Genomic DNA, 17,438 nt, shown 5'->3' on the forward strand with positions numbered 1-17,438 from the left:
GATATGGTGCACCGTCCGCGTAGATTGAGAAAAAATCCTGTAGTGAGGGAAATGGTAGCTGAAACGAGGTTATCTAAAGACATGTTCATTTATCCGTATTTCATCGTGCCGGGTAAAAATGTAATTCATCCTTTAGAAGCGATGCCGGGTATCAGCCACTTTTCTGAGGATACTTTATTGAGCGATGTGGAGAAAGGTTTGAAACTTGGTGTAAACAAGATCATGCTTTTTGGTGTAGGTGATGAGAAGTCGGAAGATGCGGCTTCTGCATATCATGACCATTCCCTTGTTCCTTCGGCAGTTCGCCTGTTAAAGAAAAACTTTGGAGAAGACTTATACATTGTGACCGATGTTTGCGTTTGTTCTTATACCACTCACGGACATTGCGGAATATTAAAAGACGATTACGTTCAGAATGACCCTACCGTAGAGGTGATTGCTAAAATGGGACTGACACATGCGCAGGCGGGTGCTGATATGCTTGCACCCTCAGATATGATGGATGGAAGGATTGGGGCAATGCGTCAGTTGCTCGATGGACAGGGTTTTGTAAACACAGCGATCATGTCGCACGCTACAAAATTTGCTTCTGCATATTACGGTCCTTTCCGTGAGGCAGCAGATTGTGCACCGAGTAAGGGCGATAGAAAAGCTTACCAGATGGATTTCAGAAATGGAAACGAGGCTTTGAGAGAAGCTTTGCTGGATGAGAGTGAAGGGGCAGATGTATTGATGGTGAAGCCTGCTTTGGCTTACCTGGATGTGATGCATAACCTGAAACAACATACAGATTTACCGATTGCATGTTACAATGTTTCCGGTGAATATTCTATGGTGAAGGCTGCTGCAGAAAGAGGATGGATTGATGAGCAAAAAGTAGTAATGGAAACCATGCATGCCTTTGCGCGTGCAGGAGCGAGCATTATTACCACTTATCACATCAGGGATATGGTTGAAAAGAATTGGTTGTAAGGAAATAAAAATATGTTAGAATCTTTAAAAAAAATGTTTTCAGGAAATGAAGGCGACATGCCGGTAAGTACGGGCAGTAAACCTGATATTTCAAGAGAAAAGTCGGCAGAACTGTATGAAAAGGCTAAAAACTATTTTCCGGGAGGAGTAAATTCTCCGGTAAGGGCTTTTAAATCAGTATATGGCACTCCTTTGTTTATTCAAAAGGGAGATGGCTGTTTTGTATGGGATGCCGATGGAAATCAATTTATAGATTTTTGCGGTAGCTGGGGTCCGTTAATCCTGGGCCATAACCATCCAAAGGTTAGGGATAAGGTGACAGAGGTAATGCAGAACGGGATGAGCTTCGGCGCACCTACAGCTTTAGAAAATGAGCTGGCAGAGCTGATCATCAAAAACAACAAATTTGTAGAAAAAATCCGTTTCACCAGTTCTGGTACTGAGGCTGTCATGTCGGCAATCAGACTGGCACGTGGGTATACGGGAAAAGATAAAATCATCAAGTTTGAAGGTTGTTATCATGGACATACCGATTCTCTATTGGTAAAAGCAGGTTCAGGCCTGGTTACTTTTGGAGAGACTTCATCTGCTGGTGTGCCTAAATCATTTGCTGCGGAAACGATTGTGATTCCTTTGAACGACAGAGAGGCGATTAAAGCCGCTTTTGATCAGTTTAAAGATCAGGTTGCAGCGGTAATCATTGAAGGTATTCCGGCAAACAACGGCTTGTTGATGCAGGATGTAGAATACATCAAATACTTAGAAAATATCTGTAAAGAAAATAAAGCTTTATTGATTTTTGATGAGGTGATCACCGGATTCAGATTGGGCTTTGAAGGTGCTGCGGCACATTATGGTGTTAAACCTGATATCGTAACTTATGGTAAAATCATCGGTGGTGGATTACCTGTAGGGATGTATGGCGCTTCGGCTGAAATCATGGGACATATTTCTCCTGATGGTGGCGTTTATCAGGCAGGTACATTGTCGGGCAATCCGGTAGCAATGGCTGCAGGTATCGCTCAACTGACAGAATTATTGCGTTCAGGTTTCTACAAAGAGCTGAACAATAAAGCTTCTGAGTTTGCAGAAAGCATTCAGCGTTTTGCCACGGCAAGGAACTACAAATTAAAAGTATTCCATGTGGGATCTATTTTCTGGATGGCCTTTACAGATAAAGACAAGATCCAGTCGGCGGATGATATTGATCCGGCAAGCATGGAGAAATTTAAAGTATTACACAGAGAATTGCTAAACAGAGGAATCTATATCGGTCCGTCAGGATATGAAGTAGGTTTTGTTTCTGCAGCACATACCAAGATCGAACTGGAGAAAGCGAAAAGAGCGATCCTGGAGAGTCTTGACGTGGTGTTCAGGAATAAGTAAATTAAAAAGTATATTTATAGTATATAAAGCCAGTCACCTTGAAGAAATCAATCGTTATATTTTATTTCATGTTGCTGTACTCTTTGGTACAGCTGATCTCCTGGGGAACGCTTGTCGTAAAACTGGAGCCTGCAAGGATGGCGATGGTGATGGGAGAGGGATCTGTATTTTTATTCCTCCTGTGTGTAGGTGCCTACTTTTTACATCAGTCGATCAAAAAAGAAGACCGTTTAAGAGAACAGCAGCAGAACTTTTTGCTTTCTGTAACACATGAGCTGAAATCGCCGCTGGCTGCTATAAAATTATCTATACAAACCATCGTTAAGCGCGACCTGGATAAAGCCAGACAAACTTCCCTGCTAAACAATTCCCTTAAGGATATTGAGCGCCTGGATGATTTGGTGGAAAACATGTTGCTGGCCACAAAAATGGAAAATGGTTCTTATTCTTTCTTTAAAGAAGAGTTCGACTTTTCAGAAATGGTGACTAAAATTACAGACCGCTTACAAATTCACTCCTGTGGATGTGAGCAGGTCATCAGCTTGTCGGTAAAGCCTGGTATAAAGGTAGTTGGAGATCAGCTCTCTTTGTCATCAGTAGTGACGAACCTGGTCGAAAATGCTGTCAAATATTCAGGTCCCTGTATGCATATAGATGTCGAATTGGCGGAAAAAGATGGACATGCATTTTTAAGAGTCTCAGATAAGGGCCCGGGTATTCCTGATGCAGAAAAAATGTTGATTTTTGATAAATTCTATCGCGTAGGTAATGAGAATGTAAGAAAATCAAAAGGCACAGGATTGGGCCTGTTTATTGTTAAGGAAGTATTACAAATGCACGACGCTGATATCAGCGTTAGAGATAACGTACCGCAAGGTGCTATTTTTGAAATCACATTTAGTTGATAATTATGCAACAGAAATTAAGAATACTACTGGTTGAAGATGAAGACCACTTATTAGATGCTATAAAATTAAACCTTGAACTTGAAGGATACAAAGTTCATGCAGTAAAAGACGGTAAAACGGCTTTAAAAGTTTTTAAAGAAGAACGTTTTAACCTGATCATTCTGGATGTCATGCTTCCTGAGATGGATGGATTCCAGGTATGTGAAACGATCAGACTGGAAAATACAGAAGTTCCTATCCTTTTCCTAACAGCCAAAAACACCAGTGAAGACCGTGTAATGGGATTGAAAAAAGGAGCTGATGATTACCTGGTAAAACCGTTTAACCTGGAAGAACTGATTCTAAGGGTTGGGATTTTGGTAAAACGCAGCATGAAAGCGGACGACCTTAAAGAAATCAACTCTTATAAAATTGGCGATAAAACGATCTATTTCAACTCTTTTGAATTGAAACAAGACGATGGCCTGATTGTTCCCCTGACGAAGAAAGAGACGATGTTGCTGAAATTGCTGATCGAACGTAAGAACGAAGCAGTATCACGTGAGCAGATCCTGGAAACGGTATGGAACTATGATGTATACCCATCTACACGTACAATTGATAATTTTATCCTGACTTTCCGTAAGTATTTCGAACCAGATCAGAAAAACCCGGTGTATTTCCATTCCATCAGAGGTGTAGGTTATAAATTCACGGATATTCATTAATGTATAACGCAAAAGGCAGGTATGCCCTGATGGCAATCTTCGTGATTGCGGCAGGAGTATGCCTTTTCTACGATCAGATTCAACTGGCTGTTTTGGCCGGTTTTTTCTTTGCCTTTGTGATCTGGAGCCACTTCAAACACAGCTCCATTTTACTGGCCTCCAAACATTTTAAGAATGGAGATTATGAAAAAACAGAAAAGATTTTGGCAGAAGTACCTAATCCCGACCGGTTAGCCCGGAACAGGAGAGGGTATTATGAGTTTATGCGTGCCAATATCGCACTGAAAAGAGAAGAATATGATGTTGCAGAACATCATTTTCAAATTGCCAGCCGCTTCCCTCTGGGAGGGAAAAATGATAAGGCTTTTGTACTGATCCATCTGGCCAATCTGGCACTCAGAAAAAAAGATGCAGTCAGAACAAAAGCATATATCGAAAAGGCAAAAGAGCTGGCAGTAACCCCAAAGGCACAAGAGATAATTAATAAAATAGAGCAAGAAGCAAATCGCTTATAAACAAACAAATAAAACATGAATACGTTATTTTTAGATGCCGCACTTTCAAAGCAAACAGAACGTCCACCGGTATGGATGATGCGCCAGGCAGGTCGTTTTATGCCTGAGTACTGGGAAATCAAAAACAAATACTCTTTCCTGGAGATGTGCAAAACGCCTGAAATTGCTGCGGATGTAACGATGTTACCTGTTGATTTGTTGGGTATCGATGCAGCCATCCTTTTCTGTGATATTTTGGTAACAGGTGAGGCAATGGGCGGAGACCTTAGTTTTACTCAGGGTGTAGGCCCTAAATTTGCAAACCCGGTACGTAATGCTCAGGATATTGACAACCTGAATGTAGATGTGCTGGACAAGCTGGAGTATGTTGCTGATGCGATTAAAGTAATTCAGCAGCGTTTAAATGGCAGCATTCCATTGATCGGTTTTGCTGGTGCACCATTTACCGTAATGAGCTACCTTGTTGAAGGCGGTTCTTCAAAAGATTTTAAACTGACGAAACTCCTGATGCACAACCATCCGGAACTGGCACACCGCTTACTGGCGAAAATTGCTAAAGTTACGGCAGATTACCTGAACCTTCAGATTGCTGCAGGCGTAAATGCCATCCAGATCTTTGATAGCTGGGCACTGGCTTTATCATGGAACGATTATCAGGAATTCTCACACCGTTATATTCAGGAAATCATTGCTAACCTAAACAGAAAAGACGTTCCTGTCATTTCCTTCTGTAAAGGAAGCTCTGTATTTGCACCAATCATGGCTCAGGCAAATCCTGATGTGATTTCGGTAGACTGGAATGCAGATTTATTAAACATTAAACAAGCACTGCCTGCAGGTATTGCCGTTCAGGGTAACCTGGATCCACATATTTTGTATGCGGATAAACCGGTGATCAAAAAACATATCCTTCAACTGTTTGAACGTATGCGTGGAGAGAACGGATTTATCTTTAATCTCGGTCATGGGATCATGCCGGATATTCCGTTTGACAACGTAAAATATGCGATTGAAGTGGTTAAAGAATTCAGATACTAAATATGATAAAGAGGCTGTTTATTGCTAAATGGCCTCTTTTAATTTTAAAATAAATACAAACATCAATGGAATACTATCGTTACATACTCTCTGTTCATATCATCTTTATGGTAAGCTGGATGGCGGGATTGTTTTATAGTGTTCGCTTGTTTATCTATCATGTAGAAGCAGAGGATAAACCAGAAATAGAGCGTAATATTCTGCAAAAAGAATATGAGCGTATAGAAGCCAAACTCTGGCACATCATTACCACCCCGGCAATGGTGCTCACCGTAGTTGCCGGAGTCAGCATGGTTTGTCTGAACCCTCTGTTATTGCAGACCTCCTGGTTTCATGTAAAACTGGGCTTTGTCGCATTGTTACTCATCTATCATTTCATTTGTCAGAACATGATGTATCAGCTGAAGCTGGGCAAATGCAAAACGAGCTCTTTTAAGCTTCGTTTATGGAATGAAGTCGCTACCATCCTCCTGGTGGCTATTGTCTTTACAGTGATCCTGAAAAATGCCATAGACTGGATTTATGGTCTTGCAGGTCTGATTATATTTGCTGTGGTCATTATGCTTGCTGTAAAATGGTACAAACACTACAGGAAAAAGCACGAAAGCTAACTCCTTCATTATTATTCATTTTATTTTCTTTTGCATGCAACCTTTCCGTTGTGATGTGCATCTTCTATATACCAAACAAACAATGATTTTGACGCAGTATAAGATAGAGGAACTCATGGAAGGCTGTAAAGCCGGTAAGCGGAAGATGCAGGAAGCGCTTTATCAGCAAACTGCGTCCAAAATGCTGGCGGTTTGCATGCGTTATGCAAAAGACCGGATGGAGGCAGAAGATGTATTGCAGCTGGGGTACATCAAGATCTTTCAAAAGGTATCGGAGTATAGAGGAGATGGTTCTTTTGAAGGCTGGATGAGAAGGGTAATGGTGAACACCGCGATTGAAAGCTACCGTAAGAACCTGAGGACCTTAAATGTGGTTCCGATTGAAGATGCTTACGAACAACCTTCTACCGGATTTGACTTTAGCCGGCTGGGCATGCAGGACTTATTGAAAGTGATACAAAAGCTTTCAGACGGATATAGGATGGTGTTCAATATGTACGCCATCGAAGGATATTCTCATAAGGAGATTGCCGCAACACTGGGCATTTCTGAGGGAGCAAGTAAATCGCAGTTGTCGAGAGCAAGGGCGATCTTAAAAGAAGAGATTATAAAAATGGAGGGTATAGATTATGCAAGCTATGCAGGATAAAGATTTTGATCAGTTGTTTAAAGACAGGTTTGAAGAGGCCGAGATTCAACCTTCTTCCAACTTATGGAGCAATATTGAACAAGAACTGGCACCAAAGAAAAAAAAGGGATTCCCGGTATACTGGGCGGCAGCAGCAGTAGTGGTCATTGCGACGACAATTGGTTTGCTTTCTCAGAAAACTGAGCCTTTGAAATTACAGGGAAATGCAGCTACCGCAAAGGTAGAAAAGGTTCCTGTAGCAGCACCTAAGCTGAACACGGTGGTTGAAGAACCGGTTGTTGCAGTTCCGGAAAGTACACCATTGGTACTGGCACCGAAAGTAAAGCTGGAGAACCTGGTTCGTAAAAATAATCAGGTGGCGGTGCAACCAAACCTGGAAGCACAGCGTCAACAGGTTAAAGAGGTTGTTATTGCTCCTGAACAGAAAGAAGAGATCAAACCGATCGCTACTTTAGAAAAGGAGGTCATGATTGCCAAAATAGATCCGCCGGTAGTAGGCGAGCAGAATAATCAGATCGCAGAGACAGAAGTACGGGAACGTAAAGGCATCAGAAATGTAGGAGATGTGATCAACTTTGTAGTGGATAAATTAGATAAAAGAGAAAAGAAAATTATACAATTTAAAACCGACGATGATGACAACTCTTCTTTAATTGCAGTCAACATCGGGATTTTAAAGTTCAACTCAAAAAAGAACAGATAACATAAGGATACACAGATCAAACCAATTATATGAAAAGATTATTACTAACGACACTTTTGGTAAGCGGGCTTGCCGGGGTCATGACTCAAAGCGCAGTTGCACAACAAGATAGTACCCGTACAAAACGTAAAGTAACCATCTCTTTAGGCAGTGAAACCAGCATTTCTGTTGGTAAGGTGGAGAGCGACAGCGTTAAAAAAGCCAAGGCTGCGAAAGGTCGTTTTGTCGGAGGGATCACCTTTACCAGGTTAGACTGGGGATTCACCAGGCTGGTAGACAACGGAAGTTTTTCTTTATCGAAGGACAATGAATTCCTGGATTATACCGGCGGAAAATCAAGTACTTTTTCCTTTGATGTCCTTCAGTTTGGTTATCGTTTTAATCCTAATTTTAAAATCTACCTGGCAGGAGGTTTTGACTGGACAATGATCCGCCTGAAAAAGAACATCACTTTGCTTAAAAACAGCCCGACAATGGCTTATACTGAAGAAGAGATCAACTTCTCCAAAAACAGGTTATCGAGCAGTTATGTACACATCCCCCTGAATTTTGAATTCCGTACAAAAGAAAACTCCAATGGAAAACGCTTTTATTTTGTAATTGGCCCTGAAGTTGCCTTTTTGTTAAATGGAAAAGTGAAACAGATCAGCAAAGAAAGAGGAAAAGAGAAGATTAAAGACGACTATAATTTTGAGCCTTTCCGTTATGGAGGAACTGTTCGTATTGGTTATGGCGCAATCGGCTTCTTCACCAAGTATTATTTCAATGATATGTTTACCACTACCGCACAAAATGGATTGAGAAATATGTCCTTCGGTATCACATTGGGATTATAAAAGAAACACACGCACACAAATATAATCGATCCTGTAGCCTATTGGTTACAGGATTTTTTTATGGATTCTCAGGTGGCTTTCTGTTAATTTGCTACATTCGTGGGGGGACTAATCATCATGTATGAATATAATGACTTAAGTGATAACGAATTGTATGATTTGTTAGCTGATGATAATGAAGATGCATTCACTTTGTTATACCAACGTTATTGGAAGCGGCTCATCTATAAAGCCCTGCAGAAACTGGAATCCCATACCGATGCAGAAGAGGTGGTTCAGGATGCGTTTATAGACCTTTGGAACAGCAGACGCAGAATCCGGATCCAGCATGGTTTTCATACTTATATCGCGGCAGTTGTTAAATATAAGGTCATGGCAAGAATGACCCTCAATAAAAATCTGAGCCATCAGGGCGTGAACGATGTCCATCAAATGATGGTTGTTGATAATTCTACCCAGGAATGGCTGAACTTCTCAGACCTTCAGCTGGAGATTGAAGCGGCTATTCAGACCTTGCCGGAAAAATGTCAGCTGGTATTCCGCATGAGCCGTGAAGATGGCCTGACGGATCAGCAAATCGCGGATAGACTTGAGCTGTCCAGAAAAACGATCGAAGCACATATCAGTAAAGCCCTCCGCATGCTGAGGAAATCTATTCAGCGCTTTTCTGCATTACTCTTTCGTTTTAACCGGTTGGTTCTCAATCGGTCATAGCCAATTAATTATTTATTTTATACCCGACTAAGGGTAAGGACTGAATCTTATACACTATATAAGAAAAGCAACCCGAATGAGCATACCTGATAAGGCCCTATTAAGAGAACTGGCGGATAAGTGGTTAAAAGGAACGATTAGTTCCGAAGAGCGCGAATTGCTGGATCACTGGTATGATATGAGTAGTGATGAGCCGATCATATGGATGGGACAGGACGATTCAGAAGAAGCGCTTCAGACCAGGTTACTGGGAAGTATTCAGCAAAGAAAAGATCAGGCCGGTCTTGTTTTCAGGTACAAATCACTGATTCGGATAGCTGCAGTATTGCTTGTTCTATTGAGTATCGGAGCGTATTTTTTTCAGAAGCAGTACGGTTCTACTCCCTTAACAGATGTTGTAGTCATTCAACCCGGGGGAAATAAGGCCATGCTTACCCTCGCCAATGGCAAAAAAATCAGTCTGACAGATGCAGGTAACGGTGCGCTGACCGAACAGGCAGGAACCAGAATCAGTAAAACTACTGATGGGCAATTGATCTATACCGCCTGTACCTCCTGTGATCAGGAGGCGAATGCTGCTGCCTTTAATACTGTTGAAACGCCCAGGGGAGGACAATACCAGGTCCGTTTACCTGATGGAACCAGAGTCTGGCTCAATGCCTCCTCTAAACTGGTATACCCTGTTTTGCTGAACGGCTTAAAAGAGCGAAAGGTGCAGCTGATTGGTGAAGCTTATTTTGAGGTCGCCAAAAGTAAACAGATCCCCTTTATTGTTCAGACCCGAACTCAGGAGATAAAGGTGCTTGGAACACATTTTAACATCAATAGCTATATAGAAGAGCCTTATATCCGGACAACGCTGATAGAAGGAAGTATACAGGTGAACCTTATTGAGCAGGGCTCTGCTTCATCTATAAGAGAAAGCGTGATTTTGAAACCTGGGGAGCAGTCTTTGATTGCCGCAAAAGGAATAAAAGTACAACAGGTAAATACAGAGAATGCCATTGACTGGACCAATGGGTATTTCGTGTTTAATAAAGAAAGCCTGGAGAGTATCATGCGGAGAATCAGTCGCTGGTATGACGTCGATGTCCGTTATGAAGATGAATCTGCCAGACATCAGGTATTTAGCGGAAGTGTTTCCCGCTTTAAGAATATCTCTGAGTTACTGGAAAAACTGGAATTAACCGCTCCGGTAAAGTTTACCATAAAGGGTAAACAAGTCAAAGTCGAATCGCCTGAAATTTTATAAACCAACTAAACCAATTAACAAATGAAAAGAACACATTCCCGATGTCCTTAGGAGCGCGCTAAAATCTGGAAAAACCAATGCCCGACGGCCATCGGACATTGGATAGATATTCAGGTTCATTGCAAAAAATAGCGTTACTAACCCATTCTATTACAAATAGAAACCTAAACAGTTCAAATGTATAAAAATTCTACACACAAGGGGTGCAGGCTTCCCGCCTGCGCGATGAAATTTCTGCGGAGGACAGATAAAAAGAAAATACTGATGCGAATAAATTTAGTTACCGCACTGCTGATCGCCGGGATGGCTCATGTCAGTGCAGCCGGCTTTGCTCAGCGGGTGCTGCTTCATAAAAAGAAGATGGCACTTGAAGAAGTCTTTATTGAATTTCGAAAACAGACAGGATACGATTTTCTATGGCAGCCGGATCAGTTGAATGGCTTGAAATCAGTGGACATAGACCTCCATAATCAGCCATTGGAAACTGCCCTGAAATCGGTTCTTGCCGGACAGGGCCTGGTGTATATCATTAAAGATAAAACGGTCATCATCCGAAGAGAGGAAGAGCAGCCTTCGCAAAGAAAACACATGGTTACCGATGTGCCGGTGAAAGGAAAGATCCTGGATGAAATGGGAATCCCTTTGCCAAATGCCAGTATCCTGATCAAAGGAAAAACAGATGTCTTTAAAAGTAATGACAAGGGAGAGTTTAGCTTTAACGTTCCTGAAGATGCCAAAGTATTGGTGTTTCGGTACGTAGGATATCAGAATAAGGAAGTCGAGATTGGTGCCAAACGGGAATTTGTAGTCAGGTTGGAGCCAGAGAAAAAAGCGTTGACAGAAGTGGTGATCAATGGAATTTCCGAACGACCTAAAGAAATTTATACCGGTGCAATTACCACGCTTTCTGCTGCAGACCTGAAAAAGGTGAGTGCCCAGAATGTGTTGTCGGCAGTTTCGGCAATGGATCCTTCCTTCCATATCATTGAGAACAATACGATCGGTTCAAACATAAATGCGCTTCCCGACATACAGATCAGGGGAGGTTCCGGCTTTCCGGATATTAAGGGCAGTTATACAGGAAAGCCAAATCAGCCTTTGTTTATCATGGATGGCTTTGAAGTGCCTTTACAGCGGGTCTTTGATCTGGACATGAACAGGATCGCTTCAGTTTCTCTTTTAAAAGATGCTGCGGCAACTGCAATTTATGGATCGAGAGGCGCAAATGGCGTAATGGTCATTGAAACAATTAAACCGAAACGAGGAAAATTAAGTATTACCTATAACAATGATTTCAAGCTGTCCATGCCTGATTTATCGGATTATAACCTCCTGGATGCTAAAGGTAAACTGGCCCTGGAAAAGAGTGCCGGACTATTTGGTGCAGAAGGCGGGGAGTATAATCAGGTATATGACGAGCAGTACAGTATACGTCTGAAAGCGGTAACCAGAGGAGTAAATACCGATTGGATGGCGCAACCTGTCCGTACCGGATATTCCGACAGAAATACCTTGTATGCGGAAGGTGGAGATGATTTCGTGCGTTATGGATTGCAATTTACGAAAGGTACAGAGCGAGGTGTCATGAAAGGATCCGACCGTACCAATTACTCCGGAGAGTTTTCTATTTCTTATCAGTTTGAGCAATTTAAATTTAGAAATTCCCTGACCATAAACACCAATAAGGCGAATAACTCTCCTTATGGTAATTTTGCACAGTATACCTTGCTAAATCCATACTGGAGCATTTATGACGATGAAGGAAGGATGAAAACAAATCTTGACGAAGGTTATTTTGATGTCTACCGGAGACCCTCAGTATTCGCTAACCCTATTTATAATACTACTTTAAGGTCCAAAGATTTTAGTTCTTATCAGGAGTTTGTCAATAATTTTTCTGCCGAATGGTTTGTGAGCAGGGCGCTGCGCTTTGTTGCCAATTTGAGCTTAACCAAGCAAAGTACCAATTCGGAGGAATTCTATTCTGCTCAACACAGCAAATTTGCCAACTATCCGGAGGCAGATTTCTTCAGAAGAGGGTCCTATACCATTAGAAATGGTAAAATGCTCAATTACGAGGGGAATCTGGCTTTTAATTTTGGAAAGTCATTTGGTAAACATACCCTTTATGCTGCTGGTGGGGTCAATATCGCAGATAATTCGACTGATTTCAACCAGTTTACTGCCGAAGGATTTCCCAACGACAGGCTTGCTGACATCACCTTTGCCAAACAATATGAATTGAATGGAAAGCCCTCCGGTCTGGAAGAGGTGAGCAGGCGGATAGGTTTTTTCTCCAATGCAAACTATGCTTATATGGAGAAATATCTCCTTGATGCTTCCTTCAGAATGGATGGTTCTTCCCAGTTTGGGGCAAAGAACCGCTTCGGGAAGTTCTGGTCTGTAGGAACTGGCTGGAATGTACATAAAGAGGCATTTATGAGTGACCTTAAGTTTGTCAATAAACTGAAAATCAGGGCTAGTTATGGTTCACAAGGAGGGTTAAACGTCCCTGCATACCAGGCAATGACCACCTATAGTTATTTTACCAATTTAAATTATCGCGTTGGGGTAGGGGCCTTTTTGCTGGCTCTTGGGGATGAGAATTTAAAATGGCAAAATAAGCTGTCTACGAATATTGGTGCAGATTTGCTCTTGTTCAACGAGCGTCTGGATGTTTCCATGAACTATTATCATGACCTGACTCAGAATGCCCTGGCAGACATTACTACACCTCCATCGGTAGGATTTGGCAGTTACAAAGCGAACTTTGGAGAGCTGGTAAACAATGGCTTTGAAATTACGTCCAGATTTGTGATTCTGAAACAAAATTCAGCAAAAGACTTCTACCTGGGCATCAGCGCATCAGGGATTCAGAATAGAAATAAGATCCAGAATGTGGGGGCAATTTTTAAGAAGCTGAATGCAGATCAGGATAAAGGTGATCAGACGACACCAAAAGTCCGTTTGGAAGAAGGTTACTCTGTAAATACCATTTGGGCTGTGCCTTCAAAAGGAATTGACCCAAGTAATGGTAAGGAGGTTTTTGTGAAGAAAGATGGCAGTCTGACCAATATCTGGGATCCTGCAGATAAACAGGCTATGGGGACTCTGGAACCCGACCTGGAAGGTCGTTTCGGAACATTTGCCGGGTACAAGGGATTTAACCTCAATGTGATTTTCTCCTATAAATTTGGGAATCAGATATACAATTCTACATTAATTCAACGTGTAGAAAATGTTGATCCTGCATTTAATACCGATAGAAGGGTATATGAAGAAAGGTGGAAATCTCCGGGTGACCTCACTTTTTTTAAGGACGTAAAGGATAAATCCATCACTAAAACCTCATCGAGGTTCATTCAGAATGAAAGTGTATTTGCCTTGCAATCGGCTTCCTTATCTTATGATTTTGAACAAAAATTCCTGAATAAAATAAAGCTGCAGAACCTCCGCTTATCACTTTATATGAATGATATTTTTAGAATATCAACTGTAAAACAGGAAAGAGGATTGAATTATCCTTTTGCACGCTCTGTTTCTTTCTCTCTTAGAACCACCCTATAACCTTCAAAAATTATGAAAGACTTTAAAATACTGATCACAGGCATGCTCCTTGTTTTCCTCACAGGAAGCCTGGGGAGCTGTAAAAAATGGCTGGATGTCCGCCCTTCTTCTCAAATCAAAGAAGCAGAATTGTTTGAGAATGAACTTGGATTTAAAGATGCCCTGTTGGGGGTATATTCTAAGATGTCGGCCCGGGAACTGTATTCAGATAACCTGACCATGGGCTTTCTGGATGTACTTGCGCAACGTTATGCGGTTAACAATACGGGCCACAAGTTATATTTTGCACAGCGATATGATTACCTGAATATAAAAATAAGACCAAGGATTGATGCGATCTGGAACGAGATGTACAATACAATCGCAAATGTCAATAACATTCTGGGACATATCGAAGAGAAGAAAGGTGTTTTCACCGGAAGTAATTTCGACCTGATCAAAGGAGAAAGCCTCGCCCTCCGTGCTTTTATGCATTTTGACCTGCTGCGTCTTTTTGCCCCGGCTTATAGCAAAGGAGGAAATCTTGCCGGTATACCCTATGTGAGCAAGTTAAGTACTAGTGCCGCTTCTCTTTCTACCATCGATGAAACAATAGGGTATATCCTTGCTGACCTTAAGGAAGCAGAAGCCTTACTGGAAAAAAACGATCCCATTAACGGGGCTCCGGTAAGTGGTGATGATTTGTCTAAATTCAGGACAAACCGGATGAACTATTTTGCCGTAAAGGCCATCTTAGCTCGCGTTTACCTCTACAAGGGCGATAAAATAAATGCAGCCCTCTGTGCCAGGCAGGTGGTTGATGCTAAAAAACATCCGTTTATTAAAAGTGCAAGCCTTACCGGAATAAGAAAGGACCGGACCTTCTCTACTGAGCATATTTTCTCCCTGTATATATCTAAATTAAACGAGCCGGTTTCAGAATACTTTAAATTCCACCTTGCGGGAATTGATGCCACAGAACTTAACCATTCGGAAAGCAATATTAAAACAGTATTTGAGATCTCTGCCGGTGGCTCTACAGATTTTCGATATATCTATTTATGGGAGATTGACCAGTCCGTAAAATACCATTCCAAATTCTGGCAGGAATATTCAGAAGCGACTGTGGATGGGGGGATGTATACTAAGCTGATGCCCCTGATCAGAATTTCAGAAATGTTCTATATCCTGGCTGAATGTGAGGCAAATCCGGTTACTGCTATTGGCTACCTGAACGAAATCCGTCTGCATCGGGGAGTCGCAGCCCTGGCAACTACTTTGAGTTTAGATGGCGTAAAAGAAGAAATCATGAAAGAGTATAAAAAGGAATTTTTTAGTGAAGGACAACTCTTTTACTACTATAAAAGATTTAGCTATCCAAAAGTTCCCGGCTCTACAGTTGTAGCCAATGATAAAGTCTATGTTTTACCTGTTCCTGATAATGAATATGAGTTTAGAAATAAATAAAACGATGAAAATCACAGCCGCAATGTGTCTGGCTATTGGAGCAATGATGCTCAGTTCCTGTGTGAAAGATAAACTCATTATGTATAAAGATGAGGCACATCTTTATATCGAAAAAGTAGCATCTGATGTGAGTAAAGACAGTACTTCTTATTCTTTCGCTGTTAAAAAAGCTGAGATTCTGCAGGATACGGTTTATGTAAAGGTACGTATCATGGGGAAGGCTGCAAATTCTCCCCGGGAGATCATCCTGGAGCCGTCCGGAAAAAGTACAGCCATTGCCGGGCAGCATTATAAGTTACTTCCTTATGTGATGCCTGCCGATTCTTTCAAAATGAGTCTGCCGGTAGTGGTATTGCGCAGTCCGGATCTGGAAAAAAAAGAAGTGTTTCTGGAATTAAATGTGGTGGCTTCAAAGGATTTTATGCCGGGCATCACCAAACAACTGGGCTACAAAATTAAGATCAATGATTTCTTTTCTAAACCCGACAACTGGGATCAGCGGCTTGCGGTCTTTTTTGGGGTTTTTAGTGAAGTGAAATTTGCTTTTATTTTTAAAACCCTGGGCATGTCGACCTTTGCTTATCCTGAACAGGTTCCCTATAGTCAGATGACTTATCTGAAAATAAAGTTGAAAAATGCGCTTGCTGAAGATGAGAAAATTAACGGTTTGATGATGGATGAATTTGGAAACAGGGTAACCTTTCCCAATTAGAATGGTTTAAAATTATGAAGATGATGAAAAAATATACCGCCTATATGCATTTCCTTTTTGCGGTCTTGCTGATGCTGAGCAGTTGTGCAAAAGACCATGGGAATTATGAGTACACCAAACTAAACGACGTAAAAATAGATTCCATTTCCGATTTCAGCCTGATGAAATTCGATTCTCTAAAGATTTCACCGGAGGTCAATCAATCCGAAAGTGGTCACATATTAAGCTATGAATGGAAAATTTATTCCCCCAAGACCGGGAAAACAAAAACCCTGTCCAAAGAAAAGAACCTTGCAGTGGTGATCACCGAAGAGCCAATTACAGATGCTTATGAACTGCTGTTCAAGGTTACAGATCAGACTACAGGAATCAGTGAATTCAAATCTTTTAACTTAAAGGTGATTACGCCATATTCTGAAGGATGGATGGTGTTGAACCGCAAAGGGAACGATGTCGATATAGACATGGTTAATCCAGCAGGGAAAGTATTCTCTGATGTTTATAAACTGAGTAATGGAAACGCAATCCCGGATGGAGCAAACAGGGTTTATACCTATTACGGACAACAGGAACAGAAGGTCTTTGTGCAAACTGCATCGGATCTCCTCCAATTGAAAGGAAACGATTTTATACAAATTCAAAACTATAATTCTTTGTTCTATGAGCAACCTTCCCCAGGTAAACCAGAGTTGTATTTTCTAAAAAATGGGGGAGATAGGGAGTTTATCATTAATGATGGATTATTGTATGTGATGGCCACAAATGTACCTCCTCCTACACGTTTTGGAGCCAGGATTCCTGGTGATTACAAGGCCGCTAACTTCATGGCTGTGGGTTCTAAATATCCGGGGATTATTTATGATGAAAAAAATGGGGGATTTCTGTCCCTTCCGGCAAATAAGTCTGAATTGACTGCTTTTCCACTTGTGGAAGGCGCTGCTTTTGATATGAACAAGATCAACAAGACCTTGGTTTTTATGCAGCCTGCACCAGTACTGGATCACTTCTATGCGTTATTTAAGGACCCCAGAAACCAGAGTTTTCACTTTTATACCATCAATTCTAATGGGACCAATCCGGCTGTAAAGTATCAGCCTATGGCAAATGTTCCTGATATCGGCCGTGCCAGCACTTTTACGATCGCTTCTACCTTACCGCTGATCTATTATGCGGTTGATCAAAAGATCTATGTGTATGATGTAGAAATGAACGCTGCACGTAAGGTTTATGAGATTCCGGATGCTGCTGCGCATATTGTAGCCCTTAGAATGCTTAAAGGCGCACTCGTGGCAGGTGTTAATGAAGGAGCAGAAGGAGCACTTTATTACTTTGACCTCGCGCCAACAGGTAATGTATCTTCCAATACAAAAAAGATCAGCGGTTTAGGGAACATCATTGATATGGTTTATAAACCGCAATAAT

The 17,438-nt window shown here is 41.5% G+C and carries 16 protein-coding genes; all 16 read left to right on the forward strand.

Going from position 1 to position 17,438, the window contains the following annotated elements; genetic code table 11:
• Positions 1 to 3: 3 nt before the first annotated feature.
• The 16 genes from hemB (at position 4) to BUC20_RS08180 (ending at position 17,437) form a co-directional block, all read left to right on the forward strand.
• On the forward strand, positions 4 to 972 hold the full coding sequence (gene hemB, locus BUC20_RS08105; RefSeq protein WP_073229859.1) for a porphobilinogen synthase: 969 nt from the start codon (positions 4 to 6) through the stop codon (positions 970 to 972).
• A gap of 12 nt (positions 973 to 984) precedes the next feature.
• Entirely contained in the window at positions 985 to 2,358 is a 1,374-nt protein-coding gene (hemL, locus tag BUC20_RS08110) for a glutamate-1-semialdehyde 2,1-aminomutase (RefSeq protein ID WP_073229861.1), read from the forward strand.
• 38 nt (positions 2,359 to 2,396) lie between these two features.
• Positions 2,397 to 3,263: a sensor histidine kinase gene (locus BUC20_RS08115; RefSeq protein ID WP_073229862.1), complete on the forward strand. Its 867-nt coding sequence runs from the start codon at positions 2,397 to 2,399 to the stop codon at positions 3,261 to 3,263.
• A gap of 5 nt (positions 3,264 to 3,268) precedes the next feature.
• Positions 3,269 to 3,973: a response regulator transcription factor gene (locus BUC20_RS08120; RefSeq protein ID WP_073229864.1), complete on the forward strand. Its 705-nt coding sequence runs from the start codon at positions 3,269 to 3,271 to the stop codon at positions 3,971 to 3,973.
• The gene (locus BUC20_RS08125) at positions 3,973 to 4,488 is read left to right on the forward strand and encodes a hypothetical protein (protein ID WP_073229866.1); all 516 of its coding nucleotides are present in this window, start codon (positions 3,973 to 3,975) and stop codon (positions 4,486 to 4,488) included. The genes BUC20_RS08120 and BUC20_RS08125 overlap by 1 nt, the downstream gene beginning before the upstream one ends.
• A gap of 15 nt (positions 4,489 to 4,503) precedes the next feature.
• Entirely contained in the window at positions 4,504 to 5,526 is a 1,023-nt protein-coding gene (gene hemE, locus BUC20_RS08130; RefSeq protein ID WP_073229867.1) for a uroporphyrinogen decarboxylase, read from the forward strand.
• A gap of 65 nt (positions 5,527 to 5,591) precedes the next feature.
• Complete coding sequence (locus BUC20_RS08135) at positions 5,592 to 6,137, forward strand: CopD family protein (RefSeq protein ID WP_073229869.1); 546 nt, start codon at positions 5,592 to 5,594, stop codon at positions 6,135 to 6,137.
• An 82-nt stretch (positions 6,138 to 6,219) separates the two neighbouring features.
• Positions 6,220 to 6,786: an RNA polymerase sigma factor gene (locus tag BUC20_RS08140; protein WP_073231723.1), complete on the forward strand. Its 567-nt coding sequence runs from the start codon at positions 6,220 to 6,222 to the stop codon at positions 6,784 to 6,786.
• A complete protein-coding gene (locus BUC20_RS08145) occupies positions 6,767 to 7,489 on the forward strand; it encodes a hypothetical protein (RefSeq protein ID WP_143166745.1) in 723 nt (240 codons plus the stop codon). The genes BUC20_RS08140 and BUC20_RS08145 overlap by 20 nt, the downstream gene beginning before the upstream one ends.
• 29 nt (positions 7,490 to 7,518) lie before the next feature.
• On the forward strand, positions 7,519 to 8,325 hold the full coding sequence (locus BUC20_RS08150) for an outer membrane beta-barrel protein (protein ID WP_073229873.1): 807 nt from the start codon (positions 7,519 to 7,521) through the stop codon (positions 8,323 to 8,325).
• 117 nt (positions 8,326 to 8,442) lie between these two features.
• Positions 8,443 to 9,039, forward strand: coding sequence for an RNA polymerase sigma-70 factor (locus tag BUC20_RS08155; protein WP_073229874.1), 597 nt, complete (start codon positions 8,443 to 8,445; stop codon positions 9,037 to 9,039).
• A 76-nt stretch (positions 9,040 to 9,115) separates the two neighbouring features.
• Entirely contained in the window at positions 9,116 to 10,291 is a 1,176-nt protein-coding gene (locus tag BUC20_RS08160) for a FecR family protein (protein ID WP_073229876.1), read from the forward strand.
• A gap of 264 nt (positions 10,292 to 10,555) precedes the next feature.
• Positions 10,556 to 13,858, forward strand: coding sequence for a SusC/RagA family TonB-linked outer membrane protein (locus BUC20_RS08165; RefSeq protein ID WP_073231724.1), 3,303 nt, complete (start codon positions 10,556 to 10,558; stop codon positions 13,856 to 13,858).
• 12 nt (positions 13,859 to 13,870) lie between these two features.
• Entirely contained in the window at positions 13,871 to 15,304 is a 1,434-nt protein-coding gene (locus tag BUC20_RS08170) for a RagB/SusD family nutrient uptake outer membrane protein (RefSeq protein WP_073229878.1), read from the forward strand.
• Between the two features lie 4 nt (positions 15,305 to 15,308).
• Positions 15,309 to 16,016, forward strand: a complete 708-nt coding sequence (locus BUC20_RS08175; protein ID WP_159441069.1) for a DUF4843 domain-containing protein — start codon at positions 15,309 to 15,311, stop codon at positions 16,014 to 16,016.
• A gap of 20 nt (positions 16,017 to 16,036) precedes the next feature.
• Complete coding sequence (locus BUC20_RS08180) at positions 16,037 to 17,437, forward strand: PKD-like family lipoprotein (RefSeq protein ID WP_159441070.1); 1,401 nt, start codon at positions 16,037 to 16,039, stop codon at positions 17,435 to 17,437.
• Position 17,438: the final 1 nt, after the last annotated feature.

It is taken from the genome of Pedobacter caeni (assembly GCF_900129215.1).
GTDB lineage: Bacteria > Bacteroidota > Bacteroidia > Sphingobacteriales > Sphingobacteriaceae > Pedobacter > Pedobacter caeni.

Bases quoted from the DNA above. Each gene is read 5' to 3' on its own strand.
- BUC20_RS08135 (WP_073229869.1), top strand. From the start codon at position 5,592: ATGGAATACTATCGTTACATACTCTCTGTTCATATCATCTTTATGGTA.
- BUC20_RS08140 (WP_073231723.1), top strand. From the start codon at position 6,220: ATGATTTTGACGCAGTATAAGATAGAGGAACTCATGGAAGGCTGTAAA.
- BUC20_RS08145 (WP_143166745.1), top strand. From the start codon at position 6,767: ATGCAAGCTATGCAGGATAAAGATTTTGATCAGTTGTTTAAAGACAGG.
- BUC20_RS08155 (WP_073229874.1), top strand. From the start codon at position 8,443: ATGTATGAATATAATGACTTAAGTGATAACGAATTGTATGATTTGTTA.
- hemL (WP_073229861.1), top strand. From the start codon at position 985: ATGTTAGAATCTTTAAAAAAAATGTTTTCAGGAAATGAAGGCGACATG.
- BUC20_RS08160 (WP_073229876.1), top strand. From the start codon at position 9,116: ATGAGCATACCTGATAAGGCCCTATTAAGAGAACTGGCGGATAAGTGG.
- BUC20_RS08175 (WP_159441069.1), top strand. From the start codon at position 15,309: ATGAAAATCACAGCCGCAATGTGTCTGGCTATTGGAGCAATGATGCTC.
- hemE (WP_073229867.1), top strand. From the start codon at position 4,504: ATGAATACGTTATTTTTAGATGCCGCACTTTCAAAGCAAACAGAACGT.
- BUC20_RS08150 (WP_073229873.1), top strand. From the start codon at position 7,519: ATGAAAAGATTATTACTAACGACACTTTTGGTAAGCGGGCTTGCCGGG.
- BUC20_RS08170 (WP_073229878.1), top strand. From the start codon at position 13,871: ATGAAAGACTTTAAAATACTGATCACAGGCATGCTCCTTGTTTTCCTC.
- BUC20_RS08165 (WP_073231724.1), top strand. From the start codon at position 10,556: ATGCGAATAAATTTAGTTACCGCACTGCTGATCGCCGGGATGGCTCAT.
- hemB (WP_073229859.1), top strand. From the start codon at position 4: ATGGTGCACCGTCCGCGTAGATTGAGAAAAAATCCTGTAGTGAGGGAA.
- BUC20_RS08125 (WP_073229866.1), top strand. From the start codon at position 3,973: ATGTATAACGCAAAAGGCAGGTATGCCCTGATGGCAATCTTCGTGATT.
- BUC20_RS08120 (WP_073229864.1), top strand. From the start codon at position 3,269: ATGCAACAGAAATTAAGAATACTACTGGTTGAAGATGAAGACCACTTA.
- BUC20_RS08180 (WP_159441070.1), top strand. From the start codon at position 16,037: ATGATGAAAAAATATACCGCCTATATGCATTTCCTTTTTGCGGTCTTG.